The organism is Nonomuraea polychroma (assembly GCF_004011505.1).
GTDB lineage: Bacteria > Actinomycetota > Actinomycetes > Streptosporangiales > Streptosporangiaceae > Nonomuraea > Nonomuraea polychroma.
Window position 1 is genome coordinate 9,746,287 of the sequence record NZ_SAUN01000001.1, and the last position, 17,954, is coordinate 9,764,240.

The 17,954-nt window shown below is 69.2% G+C and carries 16 protein-coding genes; 8 read left to right on the forward strand and 8 right to left on the reverse strand.

What is annotated here, in order from left to right:
• The first annotated feature begins 63 nt into the window (after positions 1-63).
• The 5 genes from EDD27_RS45080 to hisC are packed head-to-tail and all read left to right on the forward strand — an operon-like array spanning position 64 to position 6,038.
• Entirely contained in the window at positions 64-1,311 is a 1,248-nt protein-coding gene (locus tag EDD27_RS45080) for a nucleotide sugar dehydrogenase (protein WP_277750802.1), read from the forward strand.
• Between the two features lie 19 nt (positions 1,312-1,330).
• Positions 1,331-2,419, forward strand: coding sequence for a glycosyltransferase (locus EDD27_RS45085; RefSeq protein WP_127938397.1), 1,089 nt, complete (start codon positions 1,331-1,333; stop codon positions 2,417-2,419).
• Positions 2,420-2,433: 14 nt separating this feature from the next.
• Positions 2,434-4,230: a DUF4434 domain-containing protein gene (locus EDD27_RS45090; RefSeq protein WP_127938399.1), complete on the forward strand. Its 1,797-nt coding sequence runs from the start codon at positions 2,434-2,436 to the stop codon at positions 4,228-4,230.
• Positions 4,231-4,274: 44 nt separating this feature from the next.
• The gene (locus EDD27_RS45095) at positions 4,275-4,970 is read left to right on the forward strand and encodes an NUDIX hydrolase (RefSeq protein ID WP_127938401.1); all 696 of its coding nucleotides are present in this window, start codon (positions 4,275-4,277) and stop codon (positions 4,968-4,970) included.
• A gap of 9 nt (positions 4,971-4,979) precedes the next feature.
• Entirely contained in the window at positions 4,980-6,038 is a 1,059-nt protein-coding gene (hisC, locus tag EDD27_RS45100; protein ID WP_127938403.1) for a histidinol-phosphate transaminase, read from the forward strand.
• Here hisC and EDD27_RS45105 read toward each other — a convergent pair.
• Positions 6,035-6,973 carry an EamA family transporter gene (locus tag EDD27_RS45105; protein WP_164904073.1) on the reverse strand — a complete coding sequence of 313 codons (939 nt, stop codon included), beginning with the start codon at positions 6,971-6,973 and terminating at the stop codon, positions 6,035-6,037. The two genes, hisC and EDD27_RS45105, sit on opposite strands and share 4 nt — an antisense overlap.
• 148 nt (positions 6,974-7,121) lie before the next feature.
• Here EDD27_RS45105 and EDD27_RS45110 point away from each other — a divergent pair, with 148 nt between their 5' ends.
• The gene (locus tag EDD27_RS45110; RefSeq protein ID WP_127938404.1) at positions 7,122-7,547 is read left to right on the forward strand and encodes a rhodanese-like domain-containing protein; all 426 of its coding nucleotides are present in this window, start codon (positions 7,122-7,124) and stop codon (positions 7,545-7,547) included.
• Positions 7,548-8,067: 520 nt separating this feature from the next.
• Here EDD27_RS45110 and EDD27_RS45115 read toward each other — a convergent pair.
• From EDD27_RS45115 to purD, 4 genes are all read right to left on the reverse strand, one after another.
• Positions 8,068-9,300, reverse strand: a complete 1,233-nt coding sequence (locus EDD27_RS45115) for a GTP cyclohydrolase IIa (RefSeq protein WP_127938406.1) — start codon at positions 9,298-9,300, stop codon at positions 8,068-8,070.
• 258 nt (positions 9,301-9,558) lie between these two features.
• Entirely contained in the window at positions 9,559-10,824 is a 1,266-nt protein-coding gene (murA, locus tag EDD27_RS45120) for a UDP-N-acetylglucosamine 1-carboxyvinyltransferase (RefSeq protein ID WP_127938408.1), read from the reverse strand.
• Positions 10,825-10,901: 77 nt separating this feature from the next.
• Positions 10,902-11,738 (reverse strand): phosphoribosylaminoimidazolesuccinocarboxamide synthase, encoded by an 837-nt coding sequence (locus EDD27_RS45125; protein ID WP_127938410.1) that lies wholly within the window; start codon positions 11,736-11,738, stop codon positions 10,902-10,904.
• The gene (purD, locus tag EDD27_RS45130) at positions 11,735-12,952 is read right to left on the reverse strand and encodes a phosphoribosylamine--glycine ligase (RefSeq protein ID WP_127938412.1); all 1,218 of its coding nucleotides are present in this window, start codon (positions 12,950-12,952) and stop codon (positions 11,735-11,737) included. The genes EDD27_RS45125 and purD overlap by 4 nt, the downstream gene beginning before the upstream one ends.
• Positions 12,953-13,310: 358 nt before the next feature.
• Between purD and corA the strand changes: the two genes are divergently transcribed.
• Positions 13,311-14,420, forward strand: coding sequence for a magnesium/cobalt transporter CorA (corA, locus tag EDD27_RS45135; protein WP_127938414.1), 1,110 nt, complete (start codon positions 13,311-13,313; stop codon positions 14,418-14,420).
• Positions 14,421-14,433: 13 nt separating this feature from the next.
• On the opposite strand, the gene EDD27_RS45140 is transcribed toward corA, so the two are convergent.
• Positions 14,434-15,342 carry a glycerophosphodiester phosphodiesterase family protein gene (locus EDD27_RS45140; protein ID WP_127938416.1) on the reverse strand — a complete coding sequence of 303 codons (909 nt, stop codon included), beginning with the start codon at positions 15,340-15,342 and terminating at the stop codon, positions 14,434-14,436.
• A gap of 220 nt (positions 15,343-15,562) precedes the next feature.
• Between EDD27_RS45140 and EDD27_RS45145 the strand changes: the two genes are divergently transcribed.
• Positions 15,563-16,099 carry a GNAT family N-acetyltransferase gene (locus EDD27_RS45145; RefSeq protein WP_127938418.1) on the forward strand — a complete coding sequence of 179 codons (537 nt, stop codon included), beginning with the start codon at positions 15,563-15,565 and terminating at the stop codon, positions 16,097-16,099.
• Positions 16,100-16,139: 40 nt separating this feature from the next.
• On the opposite strand, the gene EDD27_RS45150 is transcribed toward EDD27_RS45145, so the two are convergent.
• Both EDD27_RS45150 and EDD27_RS45155 read right to left on the reverse strand, forming a co-directional pair.
• Complete coding sequence (locus EDD27_RS45150) at positions 16,140-17,423, reverse strand: adenylosuccinate synthase (RefSeq protein WP_127938420.1); 1,284 nt, start codon at positions 17,421-17,423, stop codon at positions 16,140-16,142.
• A gap of 98 nt (positions 17,424-17,521) precedes the next feature.
• The gene (locus EDD27_RS45155; protein ID WP_206641945.1) at positions 17,522-17,932 is read right to left on the reverse strand and encodes a DUF3151 domain-containing protein; all 411 of its coding nucleotides are present in this window, start codon (positions 17,930-17,932) and stop codon (positions 17,522-17,524) included.
• Positions 17,933-17,954 lie beyond the last annotated feature (22 nt).

Here is a 17,954-nt window from a genome sequence, read left to right on the forward strand (position 1 = left end):
AACCTTTGCCACCATGAAGTGTTGTTTCCGGCTCCCAAAGGCACAGCTGTGACAGAAATAGACTTGGCTGTCATCGGCCTGGGCTACGTCGGCATGCCGCTCGCCAAGGAGGCGGTGGGCGCTGGTCTCCGCGTCGTCGGCGTGGATGTCGACCCCGTCAAGGTGGAGGCGCTCAACGCCGGGAAGTCGTACATCGACGACCTGACCGACGCCGACCTCGAGCACATGCTGGCCCACGGGTTCAGCGCCACACTCGATGAGACCGTGCTGGCCCGGAGCAACACGATCGTCATCTGCGTGCCCACGCCGCTGGACGAGGACCACCGCCCGGACCTGTCCGCCGTGGAGGGCGCGACCAAGGCCGTCGCCCGCAACCTGAGCAAGGGCACGCTCGTCGTCCTGGAGTCCACCACCTGGCCGGGCACCACCGACGAGGTCGCAAGGCCCCTGCTCGAGCAGTCTGGCCTGGTCGCCGGCGAGAGCTTCCACCTGGCCTTCTCGCCCGAGCGGATCGACCCGGGCAACCCCAAGTTCGGCCTGCGCAACACCCCCAAGGTCGTCGGCGGCTACACCGCGACCTGCCGGGACCGCGCCACCGCGTTCTACGGGCAGTTCATCGAGCAGGTGGTGCCGGTCAGCGGCACCCGCGAGGCCGAGATGGCCAAGCTGCTGGAGAACACCTACCGGCACGTCAACATCGCGCTCGTCAACGAGATGGCGATCTTCTGCGACGAGCTCGGGATCGACCTGTGGGAGGCCATCGACGCGGCGGCGACCAAGCCGTTCGGCTTCCAGAAGTTCCTGCCCGGGCCGGGCGTCGGCGGGCACTGCATCCCCGTCGACCCGTCGTACCTGTCGTACACCGTGCGCAAGCTCGGCTACCCGTTCCGGTTCGTGGAGCTGGCGCAGGAGATCAACGAGCGGATGCCGTCCTACGTGGTGGCCCGCGTCCAGCGCTTGCTGAACAGGCATAAGAAGCCCGTGAACGGCGCCAGAGTGGTTATGCTCGGCGTCACTTACAAACCGGATATCGCCGACGAACGGGAAACCCCGGCCCTGCCGGTGGCGCGTGCGCTGCTGGAACTGGGCGCCGAGCTCTCGTTCGCGGACCCGTACGTCAAGGAGTGGTCGGTAGACGGCACCCCGGTGCCGCGTGAGGAGGACCTGGCCGACGCCGTGGTCAACGCTGACGTGACGCTGCTGATGCAGCAGCACGCCGCGTTCGACCTCGACATGGTCGAGGCGAAGGCCAGGCTCGTGCTCGACACCCGCGGCGTGCTCGCCGAGGGTGAGCGCGTCGAGCGGCTGTAGCGACGGAGGGCTGCGCGCAGTGCACGTGCTCGTCATGACGGTGGTGCATAACCCCGAGGATGCGCGGATCTTGCATCGGCAGATCCGTGCCCTCGTGGATGCCGGTCATGAGGTCACGTATGCCGCCGCCTTCACCGCCTTCGGCGTCGTCCCCCGACCCTGGGTCACCGGAGTGGACCTGCCGAGAGCGGCCCAGCGCAACCGGATCTCGGCGACGTGGGCCGCGCGGCGGGTGTTCAAGCGCATGCGCGACAAGGTCGACCTCGTCCTGGTCCACGACCCCGAGCTGTTGTTCGCGGTGTGGGGCGTGCGCAACCGGCCGCCTGTGGTGTGGGACGTGCACGAGGACACCCCGGCCACGCTCTCGCTCAAGCCCTGGCTGCCCTCGGCGCTGCGGCCTCCCGTACGGTTCCTGGCTCGCCTGCTGGAGGGCACGGCCGAGCGGCACCTGCACCTGATGCTGGCCGAGACGGCGTACGCGGGCCGGTTCAAGCACGCCCACCCGATCGTGCCCAACGAGACGTGGGTGCCGGACTCCGTGACGCCGCCCGGCGACGACCGGGTCGTCTACCTCGGCTGGTTGTCCAAGGCCAGGGGTGTGATCGAGGCCGTCGAGGTGGCCAAGCTGCTGCAGCCGTACCGGGTGGCCGTGGAGCTGATCGGGTATGCCGACCCGCAGAGCCGCCCCGTGCTCAACCAGGCCGTCACCGAGGGCCTGCTGGAGTGGCGCGACTTCATGCCCAACGACGAGGCGCTCAAGCGGCTCGACGGAGCGCTGGCCGGGCTGTCGCTGCTGCACGACGAGCCGAACTACCGGCACTCGATGCCCACCAAGATCGTTGAGTACATGGCGCACGGCATCCCGGTCATCACCACTCCGTCGCCGCGTGCCGTGGAGCTCATCGAGCGTTACGACAGCGGCGTCGTGGTGCCCTGGCAGGACCCCAAGGCCGTCGCCCAGGCCGTGCTGACACTCCGGGACGACGTACGCGAGCGGCGGGCGCAGGGTGCGCGCGGCTACGCGGCGGCCCGGGCCAACCACCACTGGCCCAACTCGGCGAAGCGGTTCGTGGCTCAGCTGGAGTCCTGGGCCGGGGTCAAGCGATAACGGGATTGCCACACGTGCGCTGGCTCTTCTTCGTCGTGGGCGCAGCCGTCCTGGCCGTGGTCGCCGCTGTGATCATCGTGCTGCCGCCGTCCTCTGAAGCGCCGGCCCCCACGGCAGGCACGTCGAGCGCGGCCAAACCGCCGTCGAACCAGCCCACCCCGCAGGTGACCGAGTTCACCGACCCCTGCGGAACGTTCGAGACCAAGGAGAAGGCCCCGTACGCCGTCACCGGCTACTGGATCATGCCCAGGTCGAACCCCTGCACCTGGCGCACCCAGCTGAAGGAGATCCACGACGTCGGCGGCGACACGATCATCAGGATCGGGTACGGCCTGCAGTTCCGCACCGTCTCCGGCGACGGCGACATCCTGACCAGGGATGGCGAGCTGGACTCGCTCTACAAGGCCTGCGAGGAGGACGGCCTTTCCTGCCACGACGCCGCCGAGCGGGATCTGAAGCAGGCCAACCCCGGCAACAGGATCGGCCGCACGTACGTCTACCGCACCGACGAGTCCTTCGGCGAGAACGTGTTCCGCTGCCCCCAGATGGAGCACAGCATCAGGGCCGGAAAGCGCACCTACTTCCGCCTCATCACCCAGCCGGACGGCTCCGACGACGCCACCTGTGACTTCTCCCGCAAAGGCGCCTCCTATGACCTGATCCTGGTGGCCGGCGCGGAGCAGGACAGCCTGACCGAGTTGCTCAGGCTGGGCGACCAGTTCGGCATGCGGATCTTCCCCGCGTTACCGCTGGCCCCGCGCGACCCGAACACGCCGATCAGGGCGTACAAGCACCACCTCGGCACACTGACCACGCTGACGCGGCGCGTCCTGCAGGACTACGGCGCCCGCTTCGCCGACCGGGACTCGCTGGGCGGCGTCTACCAGCCCTTCGAGGTCCAGATGTCGGCCACTCTGGCCTCCAACCCGACGCTCGAGGTGTACGCCGAACAGCACACGATCGTCGAGCAGCTGCTTCCCGGCAAACCCATCCTGATCAGCCCCTACATGGACGCGCGCCGCCGGGTGGGCTTCGGCCAGACGCCCAAGCAGGTGGCCGAGGCGTTCAAGGCGCTGGCCAAGACCGGGGTCGGCATCATCGCCCCGCAGGACAGCCGGGGCACGGGCAAGGTGGGCCTGTTCTGGCCCGACGAGCGCGACACCGAGGTGGACGAGCGGCTGCGGCCGGTGGTCGGGGAGTCCACGTACGGGACCGCGTACCACGGGTCCACGCGCGACTATTACCGAGAGATGTCGCTGGCCCGCGAGGAGATGATCCAGGCCGGCTACGAGGTGCAGCTGTGGGCGAACGTGGAGGCGTTCGAGCCGTCGGGCGAGCAGCCCTGCGCCCCCCAGGGCACGCGCGGCAAGACCGACAAGCAGCGCCTGGACCAGGCGGTCACCATGGCCGGCCGCTACGTGCAGAAGGTCGTCTCCTACATGTGGAGCGACTTCATGACCTGCGGACAGCCGTCGCTCGAAGAGGAGATCACCGCCGACTGGCAGCGCCCGATCGCGGTGGACGCCATCCGGCGCTCGCGCGACATCCAGGACGGCGTGGAGGTCCGCGGCTACAACTTCAAGGACAGCACGATCTCCATCCAGTGGTCAGGCGGCGCCAAGGACCTGGTGGTGTCCTCGGTGGGCTGGCTGGACGACAACCCGATCGAGGAACTTCCCGAGGGGATGTCCACGGCGTGGGTGCCGTTCGACTGGACGCAGGTGCCGGCCGGGGAATGGGTCAGGGTCACGGTCAAAGCCCCATCCGGCAAGGTCAGCACCGAGCCCTTACACGTACGCATCGCAACCTAGCTGTCGTTTCGCGGATCGCGCCGGACTGCGTGTAACGTGCGTGCATGGTCCCGAGCGTCCCGGTCAGCGTCGACCTGGTCGTCCTCACCGTGCGTAACCACGCGCTGAGTGCCCTGGTGTGGCGCCGCGACAACCCGCCGTTCCTGCGGCGCTGGTCGTTGTCGGGCGGCTTCATCCAGCTGGACGAGGACCTCCCTGACGCCGCCCGCCGCATCCTGGCGGAACGGGCGGGCCTCCCGGGGGCGCCGGTGCACCTGGAGCAGCTCCAGACCTATGGCTACCCGGACCGTGACCCCCGCCAGCGGGTCCTGAGCGTCGCCTACCTGGGCCTGGCGCCGGACCTGCCGGCCTCGGAGAAGGCCCACATGAGCTGGCAGCCCGTGGACGCGCTCACGGTCATGGCCTTCGACCATCGCCGGATCATGCTGGACGGCGTGGAGCGGGCCCGGGCGAAGCTGGAGTACACGTCGCTGGGGGCGGCGTTCTGCCCGCCCGAGTTCACGGTCGCGGACCTGCGCCGCGTCTACGAGATCGTCTGGGGCCGCCCCCTGGACCCGAGAAACTTCCACAGGAAGGTCACCAAGGCGGAGGGTTTCCTGGTGGAGACCGGCGGCACCACGACGCGCGACGGCGGCCGCCCCGCCAAGCTCTATCGCCGCGGCCCCGCTGAGCTCCTTCACCCCCCGATGCTCCGCTCGCTCAAAGGAGTAGCGGCAGGGCACTTCCCCGCCAGGAATTAAGGTAGGGCCATGCCTCGTTTCCGCCAGATCCTGGACACCATGGCCCCCTACAAGCCGGGTAAGGCCGTCGCGGCTCCCGACGGGCGGTCGTACAAGCTGTCGTCCAACGAGTCCCCCTACGACCCGCTGCCATCCGTGGTGGAGGCGATCGCCGAGGGTGCTCGTCACATCAACCGCTACCCCGACGCCGGCGCGATCAAGCTGACCGAGGCCGTCGCGGAGCGGCACGGGGTGCCGTTCGACCACGTCGCGCTGGGCCCGGGCTCGGTCACGGTGCAGCAGCAGCTCCTGGAGGCGGTGGGCGACCCCGGGGCCGAGATCGTGTACGCGTGGCGGTCGTTCGAGGCATACCCGCTGCTCTGTGACCTGGCCGGGGTCACGTCCGTGCGGGTGCCGCTGGCGGGCGAGGACCACGACCTGGACGCCATGGCGGCGGCGATCACCGACGACACCCGCCTGGTCTTCGTGTGCAACCCGAACAACCCGACGAGCACCGCGATCCGGCGCGCCGAGCTGGAGGCGTTCCTCGACCGGGTGCCCGAGCACGTGCTGGTGGTCCTGGACGAGGCCTACCGGGAGTACGTCCGCGACGAGGACGTCCCCGACGGCCTCACGCTCTACCGCGACCGGCCCAACGTGTGCGTGGTGCGCACGTTCTCGAAGGCCTACGGGCTGGCGGGGCTGCGGGTGGGCTACATGATCGCGCACGAGCCCGTGGCCGCGGCCGTCCGCAAGACGATCGTGCCGTTCGCGATCAACCACCTCGCCCAGGTGGCCGCCATCGCCTCGCTGAAGGCCGAGGACGAGCTGCTGGAGCGGGTCGAGCGGGTGGTCAAGGAGCGCACCCGGGTCCGCGAGGCCCTCATCGCGCAGGGCTGGAACGTGCCGCACAGCGAGGCCAACTTCGTCTGGCTGCGCCTGGGCGAGCGCACCATGGACTTCGCCGCCTTCTGCGCCGCGGAGGGTGTGGCGGTGCGCCCGTTCGCCGGGGAGGGCGCCCGCGTGACCATCGGAGACCCGGAGGCCAACGACACGTTCCTGGCCGCCGCCGGGGAGTTCCCCCGTTAGACCTTGACCTCCTCAGGGACGGGTGTCCTGTTTCTCGAGCGTCGTTCGGTGGACACCACCAGGGCGACGCCGAGCAGGATCACCGCGCCACCGGCCACGATCTGTGCCGTCACGTGCTCGTTCACCACGAGCACGCCCAGGATGACGGCGACGACCGGGTTGACGTAGGCGTACGTCGAGACGAGCGAGATGGGCGCGTTCCCGAGCAACCAGGTGTAGGCGGTGAAGCCCACCAGCGATCCCACCAGCACCAGGTACGCCAGCCCGGCCCACGAACGCCCCGACACCGCCGCGAAGTCGAGCCGCTCGCCGAGCGACAACCCGGCCACGACCAGGCCGGCTCCGCCCACCACCATCTCCACGGTGCTGGCCGCCCACACGTTGCGCGGCATCGGGATGCGCGCCGACAGGAACGACCCGATCGACCACGACAGCGAGGCCAGCAGGATCACCACGGTCCCGGTCGTGCTCGACGCCGCGCCGCCGCCGTTGAGCGACAACGCCGCGACCCCGCCGAACCCGACCAGCACCCCCGCCAGCGTCAGCAGCGCCGGGCGGTCCCTGGCCACGAACCTGAACACCACCAGCCACAGCGGCACCGAGGCCACGAGCAACGCGGCAAGTCCGGTGGAGATGTGCTGCTCGGCCACCGCCACCATGCCGTTGCCGCCGGTGAGCAGCAGCAACCCGACCAGCGCGGCGCCCCCGAACTGGCGCGCCGACATCCGGAACGGCTCCCGGCCCTTCCTGATCAGCAGAAAGCCACCCAGCAACAGCGCGGCCGTGACGAACCGCAACGCGCCGCTGAGCATCGGCGGCATGCTCTCAATGGTGATCTTGATGCCGAGGTACGTCGACCCCCACACCACGTAGACGATCGCCAACGCGCCCCAAACCAGGAGTGCGGCCCGCCTGTCAGGGGTGTTCGCAGTCATGGCTCATGACCCTATCGGGCACCTCCGACAAAAGCCCGCGAGTATCGGACTCTGGACTGTGGCGCGATATTAACGACAGGCGGCATTCGCGCCACTGTCGGCGCGTTCACCCACCTGGGAGGCTCTCTTCAGACCCGAAAGGAGCCACATGTCCGCCGCCGTAGCCCACTTCACCGCCCGCCTGACCTTCGAGACCCACGTCGCCGACGTGGCCGCCGACGTGGCCGCGGCGACCCCAGACTTCGTCGTCGTCGACTCCCGCAGCCGGGAGAGCTGGGACCAGGGCCACATCGAAGGCGCCGTCCATCTCCCCACCGCCGAGATCGCCGCCCGAGCTCCCGCGCTGATCCCGAAGAACAGCCTGGTGGTGACGTACTGCTGGGGCCCCGGTTGCAACGGCGCCACCCGCGCGGCCCTGGAGTTCGCCAAGCTCGGCTACCAGGTCAAGGAGATGATCGGCGGCTTCGAGTACTGGGCCAGAGAGGGCTTCCCGGTGGAGACGGCCTCCGGAATCACGCGCCGCGAGGTGGACGCGCTGACAGCCCCTGTACGCGGAATCACGTGCGGCTGCTAATGCGGGGCAATACACCGGCTCAAGAGCCCGCCGAGCACCACTACAGCCCCGCGCAGCACCATTCTGGCGGGCGCGGGCAGGCCGGAAAAGTTTGGTGCCCCCGTCCGAATCCTGTCGATCGGGGGCGTCCGAGAACATACCCGCATCGACGCGGGTCAACCAACAAGTTCACAAGAGTCAATGAGCAAGTTCCCAGGCTTACAACGCTGGTCAATTCCACCCCTTGACCGGCCCACTGGACGCCGTAACGGCGGCCCGCCGGTGAACGAGTCAGAAGCGTCTCCCTGGACAGGGCCCAGCCCCGTACGGCGGGTGGCGCCGCGGTGGCTTGCCGTAACAAAAGGTAGTAATAGCGGGCCAAAGGCCCGCCGTGGGGACGGCGGGCGAGAAATGGGCCAGGCCCGCCGTGGGGACGGCGGGCGAGAAAGGGGCCAGGCCCGCCGTGGGGACGGCGGGCGAGAAAGGGGCCAGGCCCGCCGCGGGGACGGCGGGCCTGAAAGAAAGAACACCAGCTAAACGCTCACCGCGGACCAAGCTTCTCCACGATGAGCCGATACAGCTGGCGCGGACGGCCCGGCTGTGGGGTGCGGTTGGGCGGTAGCGGCCACGCGAGTCCCTCGTCAACCAACGTGCGCAGCAACCGCCGAGCCGTGCGAGGCGTGACGCCCAGCATCTTCCCGGCACCTTCCGCGTCGACCACCGTGTCACCGCCCTCCAGTTTGGCCGCCAGCCTGGCCAGCACCTCCACGCCCTTCGGCTTGAGCGCGGCGGAGCCCGCGGGCGGCATGCGGGGGGCCGGGATGAGCGCCCGCCCCTCGCGGTCCACCGCGAAGCCCTGTGCCTGCTTGCCGGCCTGTGTACGGGCCAGCGCGGCCCGCGCGTGCGACTCCGCGTCGTGCGTCGTACGCCCCATTCCCACGCCGACCTCGACCGCCAGTCCCAGCTCGTCCCTGATCCTGGCCGCGAACGGCAACACCCTGAACCCGTCCGTCGCCGCCGCGATCGACCCCCTGGTCGCCGTGACCAGGTAGCTGTGATCGTCGATGGGCCAGACGGTGGCGTTGATCCGGTTCGCCTCCTGGACCAGCAGCCGGTGCAGCGACAGCCGCAGCTCGTCGCGCCAGTAGCGGGGCGCGGCGCGGCGCACGGGTTCGCGCAGCGTCGGCACCTCCACCAGCACCACGGTCAGCTGTGACTCCTCGAGCCGGTGGTGCGCGCCGAGCAGCGCCGCCGTGTGCAGCGCCGTACGCACCGCCGCCGAGGTGGGCCTGATCCTGATGACCGGCACGCCGGCCGCCTGCAGGCGCTCGGCCACCGCGGGCAGGCACGTCAGTGCTCCCGTGGTCGCGCCCTGCCGAGCCAGGCGTTCGTGGTAGGCCGCGATCGTGCCGGTGGCGCCCGGCTCTTCGCGGCTGTGCACGTCCGTGGCGGGGATGCCGAGGTCGGTGTACGCCTCCTCGACATCGGCCCGGCTCACCACGTCGATGCTGACCCGCTGGGGGTCCATGCGGGCGTCGAGCGCGGCCTTGGCCAACGCCGCCACCAGTGCTGCTCCGCCGAGTTGTACGTACGTCGCGGGCATCGTCAGCACGCCGGAACGCCTGGCCAGGTCGTAAGGGACCGGGCTGGCGAACAGGCATGCGTCGACGCCGGGACCCAGCCGCGTCACCTTGTCCGGCGCCTCCTGCTCATCGCGGTAGGCGGCCGCCACCAGGCGACACGGCAACGGCGCGGCGGCGTGACCCATCAGCATGACCCGCTCCACCAGATCGTGGGGTCCGACCACGCCAATGGTTAGGTCCGGTGTCAATGCGCCTGGGCGTGACACTCGGGGAGTTTCTTCGGCCCTCTCGACCAATGTTCGTCCCATCCTGCCATCCGTTGCAGTGCTCTCTTTTGGAACGATCGCTCGCGGGGGCCGAAATGTCACGCCCGACTTTTCCGGAAAGCCGTTGGGGTTGACCGCCCGACAAGAGGTCTTAGCAGCTCAACGAGGTTTTACGCGCGCTTTTTAGCGTTCGGAAATCTCTCGTGTAATGTCCGCGCCGAGCGCACGCATTCGCGCGGCGAGATGTGCGTGACCGCGGTCGATGAGGTATCCGGAGTCGATCACCGTCTCGCCCTCGGCGGCGAGCCCGGCGAGCACCAGCGCGATGCCCGAGCGGAGGTCGTGCGCCGTCACCTGCGTGCCGGTCAGCGGCGTGCGGCCGCGTACGACGGCCCGGCTGCCGTCGACCTCGACGTTCGCCCCCATTTTGTTGAGCTCGCCGGCCAGCGCGAACCTGCCGTCGAAGATGCGCTCGTGGATGTAGCTGGTGCCGTCGGCGAGCGCCGCGACCGTCATCATCGGCGACTGCAGGTCCGTGGCGAAGCCCGGGTAAGTGTCGGTGATGATGTTGATCGGCCGCAGCTTGCCCTCGGAGCGCACGTGCAGCACCGCGCCCTGCCGGGCGAACTCGACGCCCATCTGCTCCAGCTTGTAGCGCACGACGCCCAGGTCGAGACCGGTGCCGACCAGGCTCAGCTCGCCGCCGGTGATCGCCGCCGCCATCGCGAACACGCCCGCGTCCAGCCGGTCGGGCATCACCGTGTGCTCGACGGCGTGCAGCTCGTCCACACCCTCCACGGTGATGAACCCGGTGCCGCCGCCGCTGATGCGCGCGCCCATCTTGGTGAGCATGTCGATGACGTCGAGCACCTCGGGCTCCAGGGCCGCGTTCTCGATCACGGTCGTGCCCTTGGCCAGGGCGGCGGCCATGATGAGGTTTTCGGTGCCGGTGTGCGACGGGGTGTCGAGGTAGAGGGTGGCGCCGGTCAGCCCGGACGCCTTGACGTGGATGACGGTCTCCTCCTCGTCCACGATCGCGCCCAGCCGCTTGTAGCCGAGGTAGTGGAAGTCGAGATTGCGGCTGCCGAGATTGCAGCCGCCGACCCCCTCCACGACCGCCTCACCCAGCCGGTGCAGCAGCGCGGGCGTGAACAGCACCGAGCCGCGGAAGCGCCGGGCGATCTCGGCGGGCAGCACGGGGCTGTCCACCCTGGAGGCGTCGATGACCAGCGTGCGCTCCGACTCGTGCAGCTCGACGTACGCGCCGACGGCCTCGGCCAGCTCGACGGCCCGGCGGACGTCCTCGATGATCGGCACGTTGCGCAGGACGGTGCGGCCCTTCGGGGCGAGCAGAGCCGCACCGATCATGGGAAGCACGGCGTTCTTCGCGCCCTGGATGAACGCGGTTCCACGCAGTGCGTTGCCACCGCGCACGCGGTATCGGACCATTCGTGCGGCTCCTTGAAATCAACGGTGAGGCTTGATCGGGCCAACAGTAGTCGCTAACACCACATGACCCAGCCGAATCATCCGCTAAAGGGAGTCCCCGTGAGCCGCTCATACGCTTCTAGGTATCGCCGGCGGGTGCGTTCCACCACGTGGTCAGGGAGACGAGGTGGGGGGTTTCCGGAGGATTTGTCCCATCCAGACTCGGGTGATAGTAGCCAATCACGCACAAATTGCTTGTCAAAAGCCAGCTGCGGACGGCTCGGCTGCCACTGGTCGGCCGGCCAGAACCGCGAGGAGTCGGGTGTGAGCACCTCGTCGCCCAGCGTCAGCACGCCGTCGGCATCCCAGCCCAGCTCGATCTTGGTGTCGGCCACGATGATGCCGCGCTCGCGGGCGATCTCCGCGCCGCGGGTGTAGACGGCCAGCGTGATCCGCCGCAGCTCCGCGGCGGTCTCCGCGCCGACCTCGGCCTCGACCTGCTCGTACGAGATCGGCTCGTCGTGCTGCCCCACCGGCGCTTTCGTGGAGGGCGTGAAGATCGGATCCGGCAACCGGGACCCGTCCTCCAGCCCCTCCGGCAGCGGCACGCCGGAGACCGTGCCGCCGGCGCGGTATTCGTTGAGCCCGCCGCCCGCCAGGTAACCCCGGGCCACGCACTCGACCGGCACCATCCGCAGCGGCCGGCACAACACGCTGCGCGCGTCGTCGCCCGGCGCCACCACGTGGTTGGGCACGACGTCCTTGAGCTGGTCGAACCACCACAACGACATCTGCGTGAGAATGGCCCCCTTGTCGGGGATGTCGGGCTCCAGCATGTAGTCGAACGCCGACAACCGGTCGGAGGCGACCATCAGCAGCAGTCCGTCCGCGGTCTCGTAGAGATCGCGGACCTTGCCGGAGTGCACGAGCTTCATCGGGCGATGTCCGTCCTGTACTGGGAGCCGCGAAGCTTGATCCGGCCGACGAGGTCATAGGCCGCCTGGCGCGCGCTCTCCTGGTCGGGCCCGCTGCCGACCACGTTCAGCACCCGGCCGCCGTCGGAGACGACGTCGTCGTCGTCGGCCCACTTGGTCCCGGCATGCAGCACGTACGCGTGCTCGGTCTCCGGCGGCCCCGTGATCACGTCGCCCTTGACCGGCGCGACCGGGTAGTTCTGTGCCGCGATCACCACGGCCACCGCCGAGCCCTTCTTGAACACCGGGTCCAGCCCGAGCTCGCCCGTCGCGCACGCCATCAGCAGCCCGCCCAGCGGCGTCTCCAGCCGGTCGAGCAGCACCTGCGTCTCAGGGTCCCCGAAGCGGGCGTTGAACTCGACCACCTTCGGCCCCTTCGAGGTCAGGGCGAGACCCACGTAGAGCACCCCCTGGTAGGGCAGCCCGCGCCGCGACAACTCGGCGATCGTCGGATGCACGACCTCCCGCATGACCTGCTCGGTGAGCCCTTCCGGCGCCCACGGGAGCGGCGTGTAGGCCCCCATGCCGCCCGTGTTGGGCCCTCCGTCACCGTCGTGGAGCCGCTTGAAGTCCTGCGCGAGCTGCAGCGGCACGGCCGTGCTCCCGTCGCACAGCGCGAACAGCGACACCTCGGGGCCGTCCAGGTATTCCTCGATCACCACCCGGTCGCAGGTCAGCGCGTGCGCCAGCGCCTGCTCGCGGTCATGGGTGACCACCACGCCCTTGCCGGCCGCCAGGCCGTCGTCCTTGACCACGTATGGTGCCCCGAACTCGTCGAGGGCGGCCGCGGCCTCCTCTTCGGTGGTGCACGCCCTGGCTCGCGCGGTCGGCACGTCGGCCGCCCTCATGATCTCCTTGGCGAACGCCTTGGACCCCTCGATCATGGCCGCCTCGCGGGAGGGCCCGAAGCAGGCGATGCCCGCCTCGCGCACGGCGTCGGACACGCCGGCGACGAGCGGCGCCTCCGGCCCCACCACCACGAGATCGACGCGCAGCCGCGTGGCCAGCTCGGCCACCTGCCCGGGATCGAGGGGATCGACGGGATGGACGGCCGCGTACCGCTCGATGCCCGGGTTGCCCGGGGCGCAAAGGACCTCGCTGACCTGGGGATCGAGCTTGAGCGAACGACACAGGGCGTGCTCACGCCCTCCGGAACCAATGACTAGAACGCGCACACGTTCCATTGTCGCAGGCCCGCGGCCGGGCGGGGGCTCGGGCCTCTAGAACACCAGATGCCGGATCAGGCGACAATCTTTGTCGAGTTCTACCTGAGCGGCGAGCCCTCGGGCAGGTATGGTCAGACAAGTTCACCCGCCTGTGGTAAGTTAGGGCGGCTTTGCGGCGTCTCTTGTGATTGGAGGTGGTCCGGGATGAATCCTGGTGATCCCAGCAGTACGTGCTTCGTCACGTACTCCCCTTGTACCCCCGACCACTCCAATCCGGCAGCCTGATCGTGCCTCCACGCATGTGTGTTGATTGAGGTGACTTTTCATCGCGCGTGGAGCGTGCCATGTCGGGCGGAAAGAGACCGCCATGCGCTCGTCCACTCTTTTCCGTCGTATCAACCGTCACCACGTGCCGTCGCGCGTCACGCACCAGCTCACCAAGCCGGTGCGTGAGATCTGCGTGCCCCCTGTCGACTCCATTGTCGAGTTCGGCGCCTACGTCCAGGGCAGGAAGGTCGCGGCGAACGGCATCGTCGAGGCCCTCGACCTCGTACGCGAGCACAACAAGACCAATGACGGCGCGAAGGCGTTCGTCTGGGTGGGACTGCACGAGCCGGAAGCCCCCGAGGTGGAGTGGCTGTCGGAGGTGTTCGGCCTGCACCCGCTGTCCGTCGAGGACGCCGTCAAGGCGCACCAGCGCCCCAAGGTCGAGCGGTACGGCGATTCGTTGTTCATGGTGCTGAAGACCGTCTCCTACCTCGACCACGACGAGCTGACCGCGAACAGCGAGATCATCGCCACCGGCGAGATCATGGTGTTCCTCGGCGTGGACTTCGTGGTGACGGTGCGGCACGGCGAGCACTGCCCGCTGACCGTGGTGCGCGAGCGCCTCGAGGACAAGCCCAAGTTGATGAACCGGGGCCCGGCCGGTGTCCTGCACGCCATCTCCGACCACGTCGTCGACCAGTACCTCCAGGTCGCCGACCTCATGCAACTGGAGCTCGAAGAGGTCGAGGCGACCGTGTTCGCCGACGTCAGCTCCCGCGACATCAACCGGATCTACCAGCTCAAGCGGGAGATGCTGGAGATGAAGCGGGCCGTCACCCCGCTGCAGGCCCCGTTGTCCGCCCTGCCCCAGCGCCGGGTGATCCCGTCGGAGATGCGTGAATACTTCCGCGACGTCGGCGATCACCTGTCCCGGGTGTGCGAGCAGGTGGAGTCCTCCAACGAGCTGTGCAGCTCGATCCTGCAGGCCGCCCTGGCCCGCTCGAACGCGCTGGCCAACGAGGACATGCGCAAGATCTCCTCGTGGGTGGCCATCCTGGCCGTGCCCACGATGATCGCCGGCATCTACGGCATGAACTTCGACTTCATGCCGGAGACCAAGCAGGTCTGGGGCTACCCGGCGGTCCTGGCCCTCATGGTCACCGCCTGCGTGCTCCTGCACCGCGGCTTCCGCAGGAACGGCTGGCTGTAGCCCGCCGAGGGGCTCACACCCCTACGGGCTTCAGCGGGCCGACCGGCGCGGGCAGCTCAAGCCCGCGCTCCCGCCACACCTCGCGCATCCGGTCGGGGTAGTCGGTCACGATCCCCGCGACCCCGAGATCCAGCATGCGTTCGGCCAATGCCGCCTCGTTGACCGTCCACACCGCCACGTCGAGCTCCGCCGCGGCCGCCTGCGCCATGAGCGCCTCGTCCACCATGACGTGCTCGGGCGAGAGCGTGGTGGCCCCGGCCGCGCGGGCGGCGGCGGGAATGTCGTCCCCGAGGCCGCCCTCGTGCCAGTGCAGGGTGTCCGGCTCGATGAGCGCGAACCGGCGCGTGTCCGGCGCGACCGTCGCGGCGTGCCGCAGGATCCGCCAGTCGAAGCTCAGGATGGCCACGTTGCCCAGCCTGCCGTGCCGCTCGAGCTCGTCGACGACGAGCTCGGTGAACATCTCGGGATCCGCCGTCAGCTCCGGCCTGGTGGGGTCGGACTTGAGCTCGACGTGCAGCCGTACGCCCTCCGCCTCGTAGGCGTTCACCAGCCCCAGCACCGCGCCCAGCGTCGGCATCCTGGTCTCCGGCAGGGCGACCTGCGTCAGCGCGAAGGGGTCGTCGAGATGCCGCGGCCACCGTACGCCCACGTCGAGCATGCGCAGCTGCGCCAGCGTGAGCGCGTTGATCGGCTTGCCGACGTACGGGTAGAGCGGATCGCCGGCACGCAGCGGACGCGTGTCGGCGCTGGTGACCGCGGACACCGTGAGATCGTGCGTGAGCACGAGGCGGCGATCGGCGGTGAGCGCCACGTCGAGCTCGAGCGCGTGAACGCCGAGCTCCATCGTGCGGCTCATACCCGGCAGGGTGTTCTCCGGCCAGAGACCCCGCGCACCTCGGTGACCATGAATCTCAACGCGCACAACCGGGACCCTACCTGCCTGGGGTCACGGCTAGGAGGTGCCACGCCGTGTCCTTTTTATCCTGGTACGCCCAGTCGGGCGTTTTTGGCCGGACAATAGGCTGTTCTCTATGACGGAGGTTCTCAAACAAGCCCATTCCCCAACAGTTCGGGCGTGGGTTGACGGCTGGGTCATCTCCCGTAACGCGCCCAGGCCCGTACGCGAACCCTGGGGCTTGCGCGTGGACGTCGGACTCCCCGGTCACGTGGCCCGCCACATCATCCCCGCCCCCACCCCGGAGATCCTCCACCACCTGACCACGACGCTGACGACGCCGGGCACCTGGCTCAAGCTCTGCGCCCCCGCCGATCACGTGGCGTCCTTGCTGCCTGCGCCCTGGACGGTCATGGACCGGGAGTTCATGATGACCGTCCCCTTGGCCCGCACCCGAACACCACAGGCCCCGCCCGGCTACACCCTGGCGGTCACCACCCGGGCCGGCGTCACCGCGGCCCGGCTCCTGACGGCGGCCGGCGAGGTGGCGGCCCGCGGCCAGTTCGCCGTGGCGGGCTCGGCCGCCGTGGTCGACCAGGTGGAAACGGCCGCCAACCACCGCCGCCGGGGCCTGGGCACGGTCATCATGCGCACGCTGTCGTCGACGGCGGCGTCGCTCGGGGCGCGAACCGGCATCCTGGTGGCCACGGCGGACGGCCAGGCCCTGTACGAAACGCTGGGCTGGACCCTGCACACCCCGATGACGGCCGTGGTGTTGACCTGAAGCGGCGTGGCCGGCGTCGCACCGGCCACGCCAGAGCCGGTCAGACCAGCGAGCGGACCACCACGGTCTGGTCGCGGCCCGGGCCGACGCCGATGGCGGAGACCGGTGCTCCGGCCATCTCCTCCAGCACCCGCACGTAAGCCTGCGCGTTCGGGGGCAGATCATCGAACGACTTCGCGCTCGTGATGTCCTCCTGCCACCCCGGGAACTCCTCGTAGATGGGCTTCGCGTGGTGGAAGTCGGTCTGCGTCATCGGGATCTCGTCGTGCCGCACCCCGTCGACGTCGTACGCCACGCACACCGGGATCCGCTCCAGCCCGGACAGCACGTCCAGCTTGGTGAGGAAGTAGTCGGTGATCCCGTTGATGCGGGTCGCGTAGCGGGCGATCACCGCGTCGAACCAGCCGCAGCGGCGGTTGCGGCCGGTGGTGACGCCGTACTCGCCGCCGGTCTGGCGCAGCCAGTCGCCCATCTCGTCCGTCAGTTCGGTCGGGAAGGGTCCGGAGCCGACACGGGTCGTGTACGCCTTCAGGATGCCGATGATCTTGGTGAGGCGGTTCGGCGGGATCCCGGCCCCGGCGCACGCGCCGCCCGACGTGGGAGACGACGACGTGACGAAGGGGTACGTGCCGTGGTCGATGTCGAGCAGCGTCCCCTGCCCGCCCTCCAGCAGCACGAACTTGCCCTCGTCCAGCGCCTTAGAGAGCACCAGCGACGTGTCGGCGATGTGCGGCTTGAGCCGCTCGGCGTAGTCGAGGTATTCCTGCAGCACCGCCTCGGGGTCGATCCCGCGCCGGTTGTAGACCTTGGTCAGCACCTGGTTCTTCTCGGTCAGCGCGACCTCGATCTTCTTCGCCAGGATGCCGGGGTCGAGCAGGTCCTGCACGCGCACGCCCATGCGGGCGATCTTGTCGCCGTACGCGGGCCCGATCCCGCGCCCGGTGGTGCCGATCTTGGCCTTGCCGAGGTAGCGCTCGGTGACCTTGTCCAGCGCCTTGTGGTGCGGCATGATCAGGTGCGCGTTCGAAGAGATCAACAGCCGCTCGGCGGAGATGCCCCGCGCGGCAAGACCGTCGATCTCGCTCAGCAGTACGCCGGGGTCGATCACCACGCCGTTGCCGATGACCGGCACCACGTCCGGCGAGAGAATTCCGGTGGGAAGCAGGTGGAGGGCGTATTTCTGGTCGCCGATGACGACCGTGTGCCCCGCGTTGTTGCCACCCTGATAGCGGACGACGTAGTCGACGTCGCCACCGAGCAGGTCGGTGGCCTTGCCCTTGCCCTCATCGCCCCACTGGGCACCAACGAGAACGGCAGCCGGCATGGTTCAGTCTCCTGAGCACAAAACGAAACCCCTGGCGCAAGCGCGACAGGGGCTCTTGCGTAGTGAGACTACCCGAACCTGGCTAAACACCCCAAGGGCTAACCCTTGGTCAGCGCGTCGTACCCCGTTTCCGTGCTGTCCCTGAGGAACTGCAGGCACCGCTCGGCCTCGTCCTTCTCGCCGATCGACTGCGCGGCGCGCGCCAGCGCGTACAGGCAACGCAGGAAGCCGCGGTTGGGCTCATGCTCCCACGGAATGGGCCCGTGTCCCTTCCAGCCGCTGCGGCGGAGCTGGTCCAGGCCGCGGTGGTAGCCCGTGCGCGCGAAGGCGTAGGACGTGACGGCATGTCCCTGGGCGAAATACTCCTCCGCGAGCGCGGCCCACGCCGCCGGATGGGCGGGGAAACGGGCGGCCACGTCGGCGGCCTTGGCACCGGACTCCAGCGCCTCTCTGGCCTCGGGCTGGTCCGGCAGGTGAGTCGGGGGAGGCCCGGCGAGAAGGTTATCCATAGGACAAGTCATACCCGCCGGG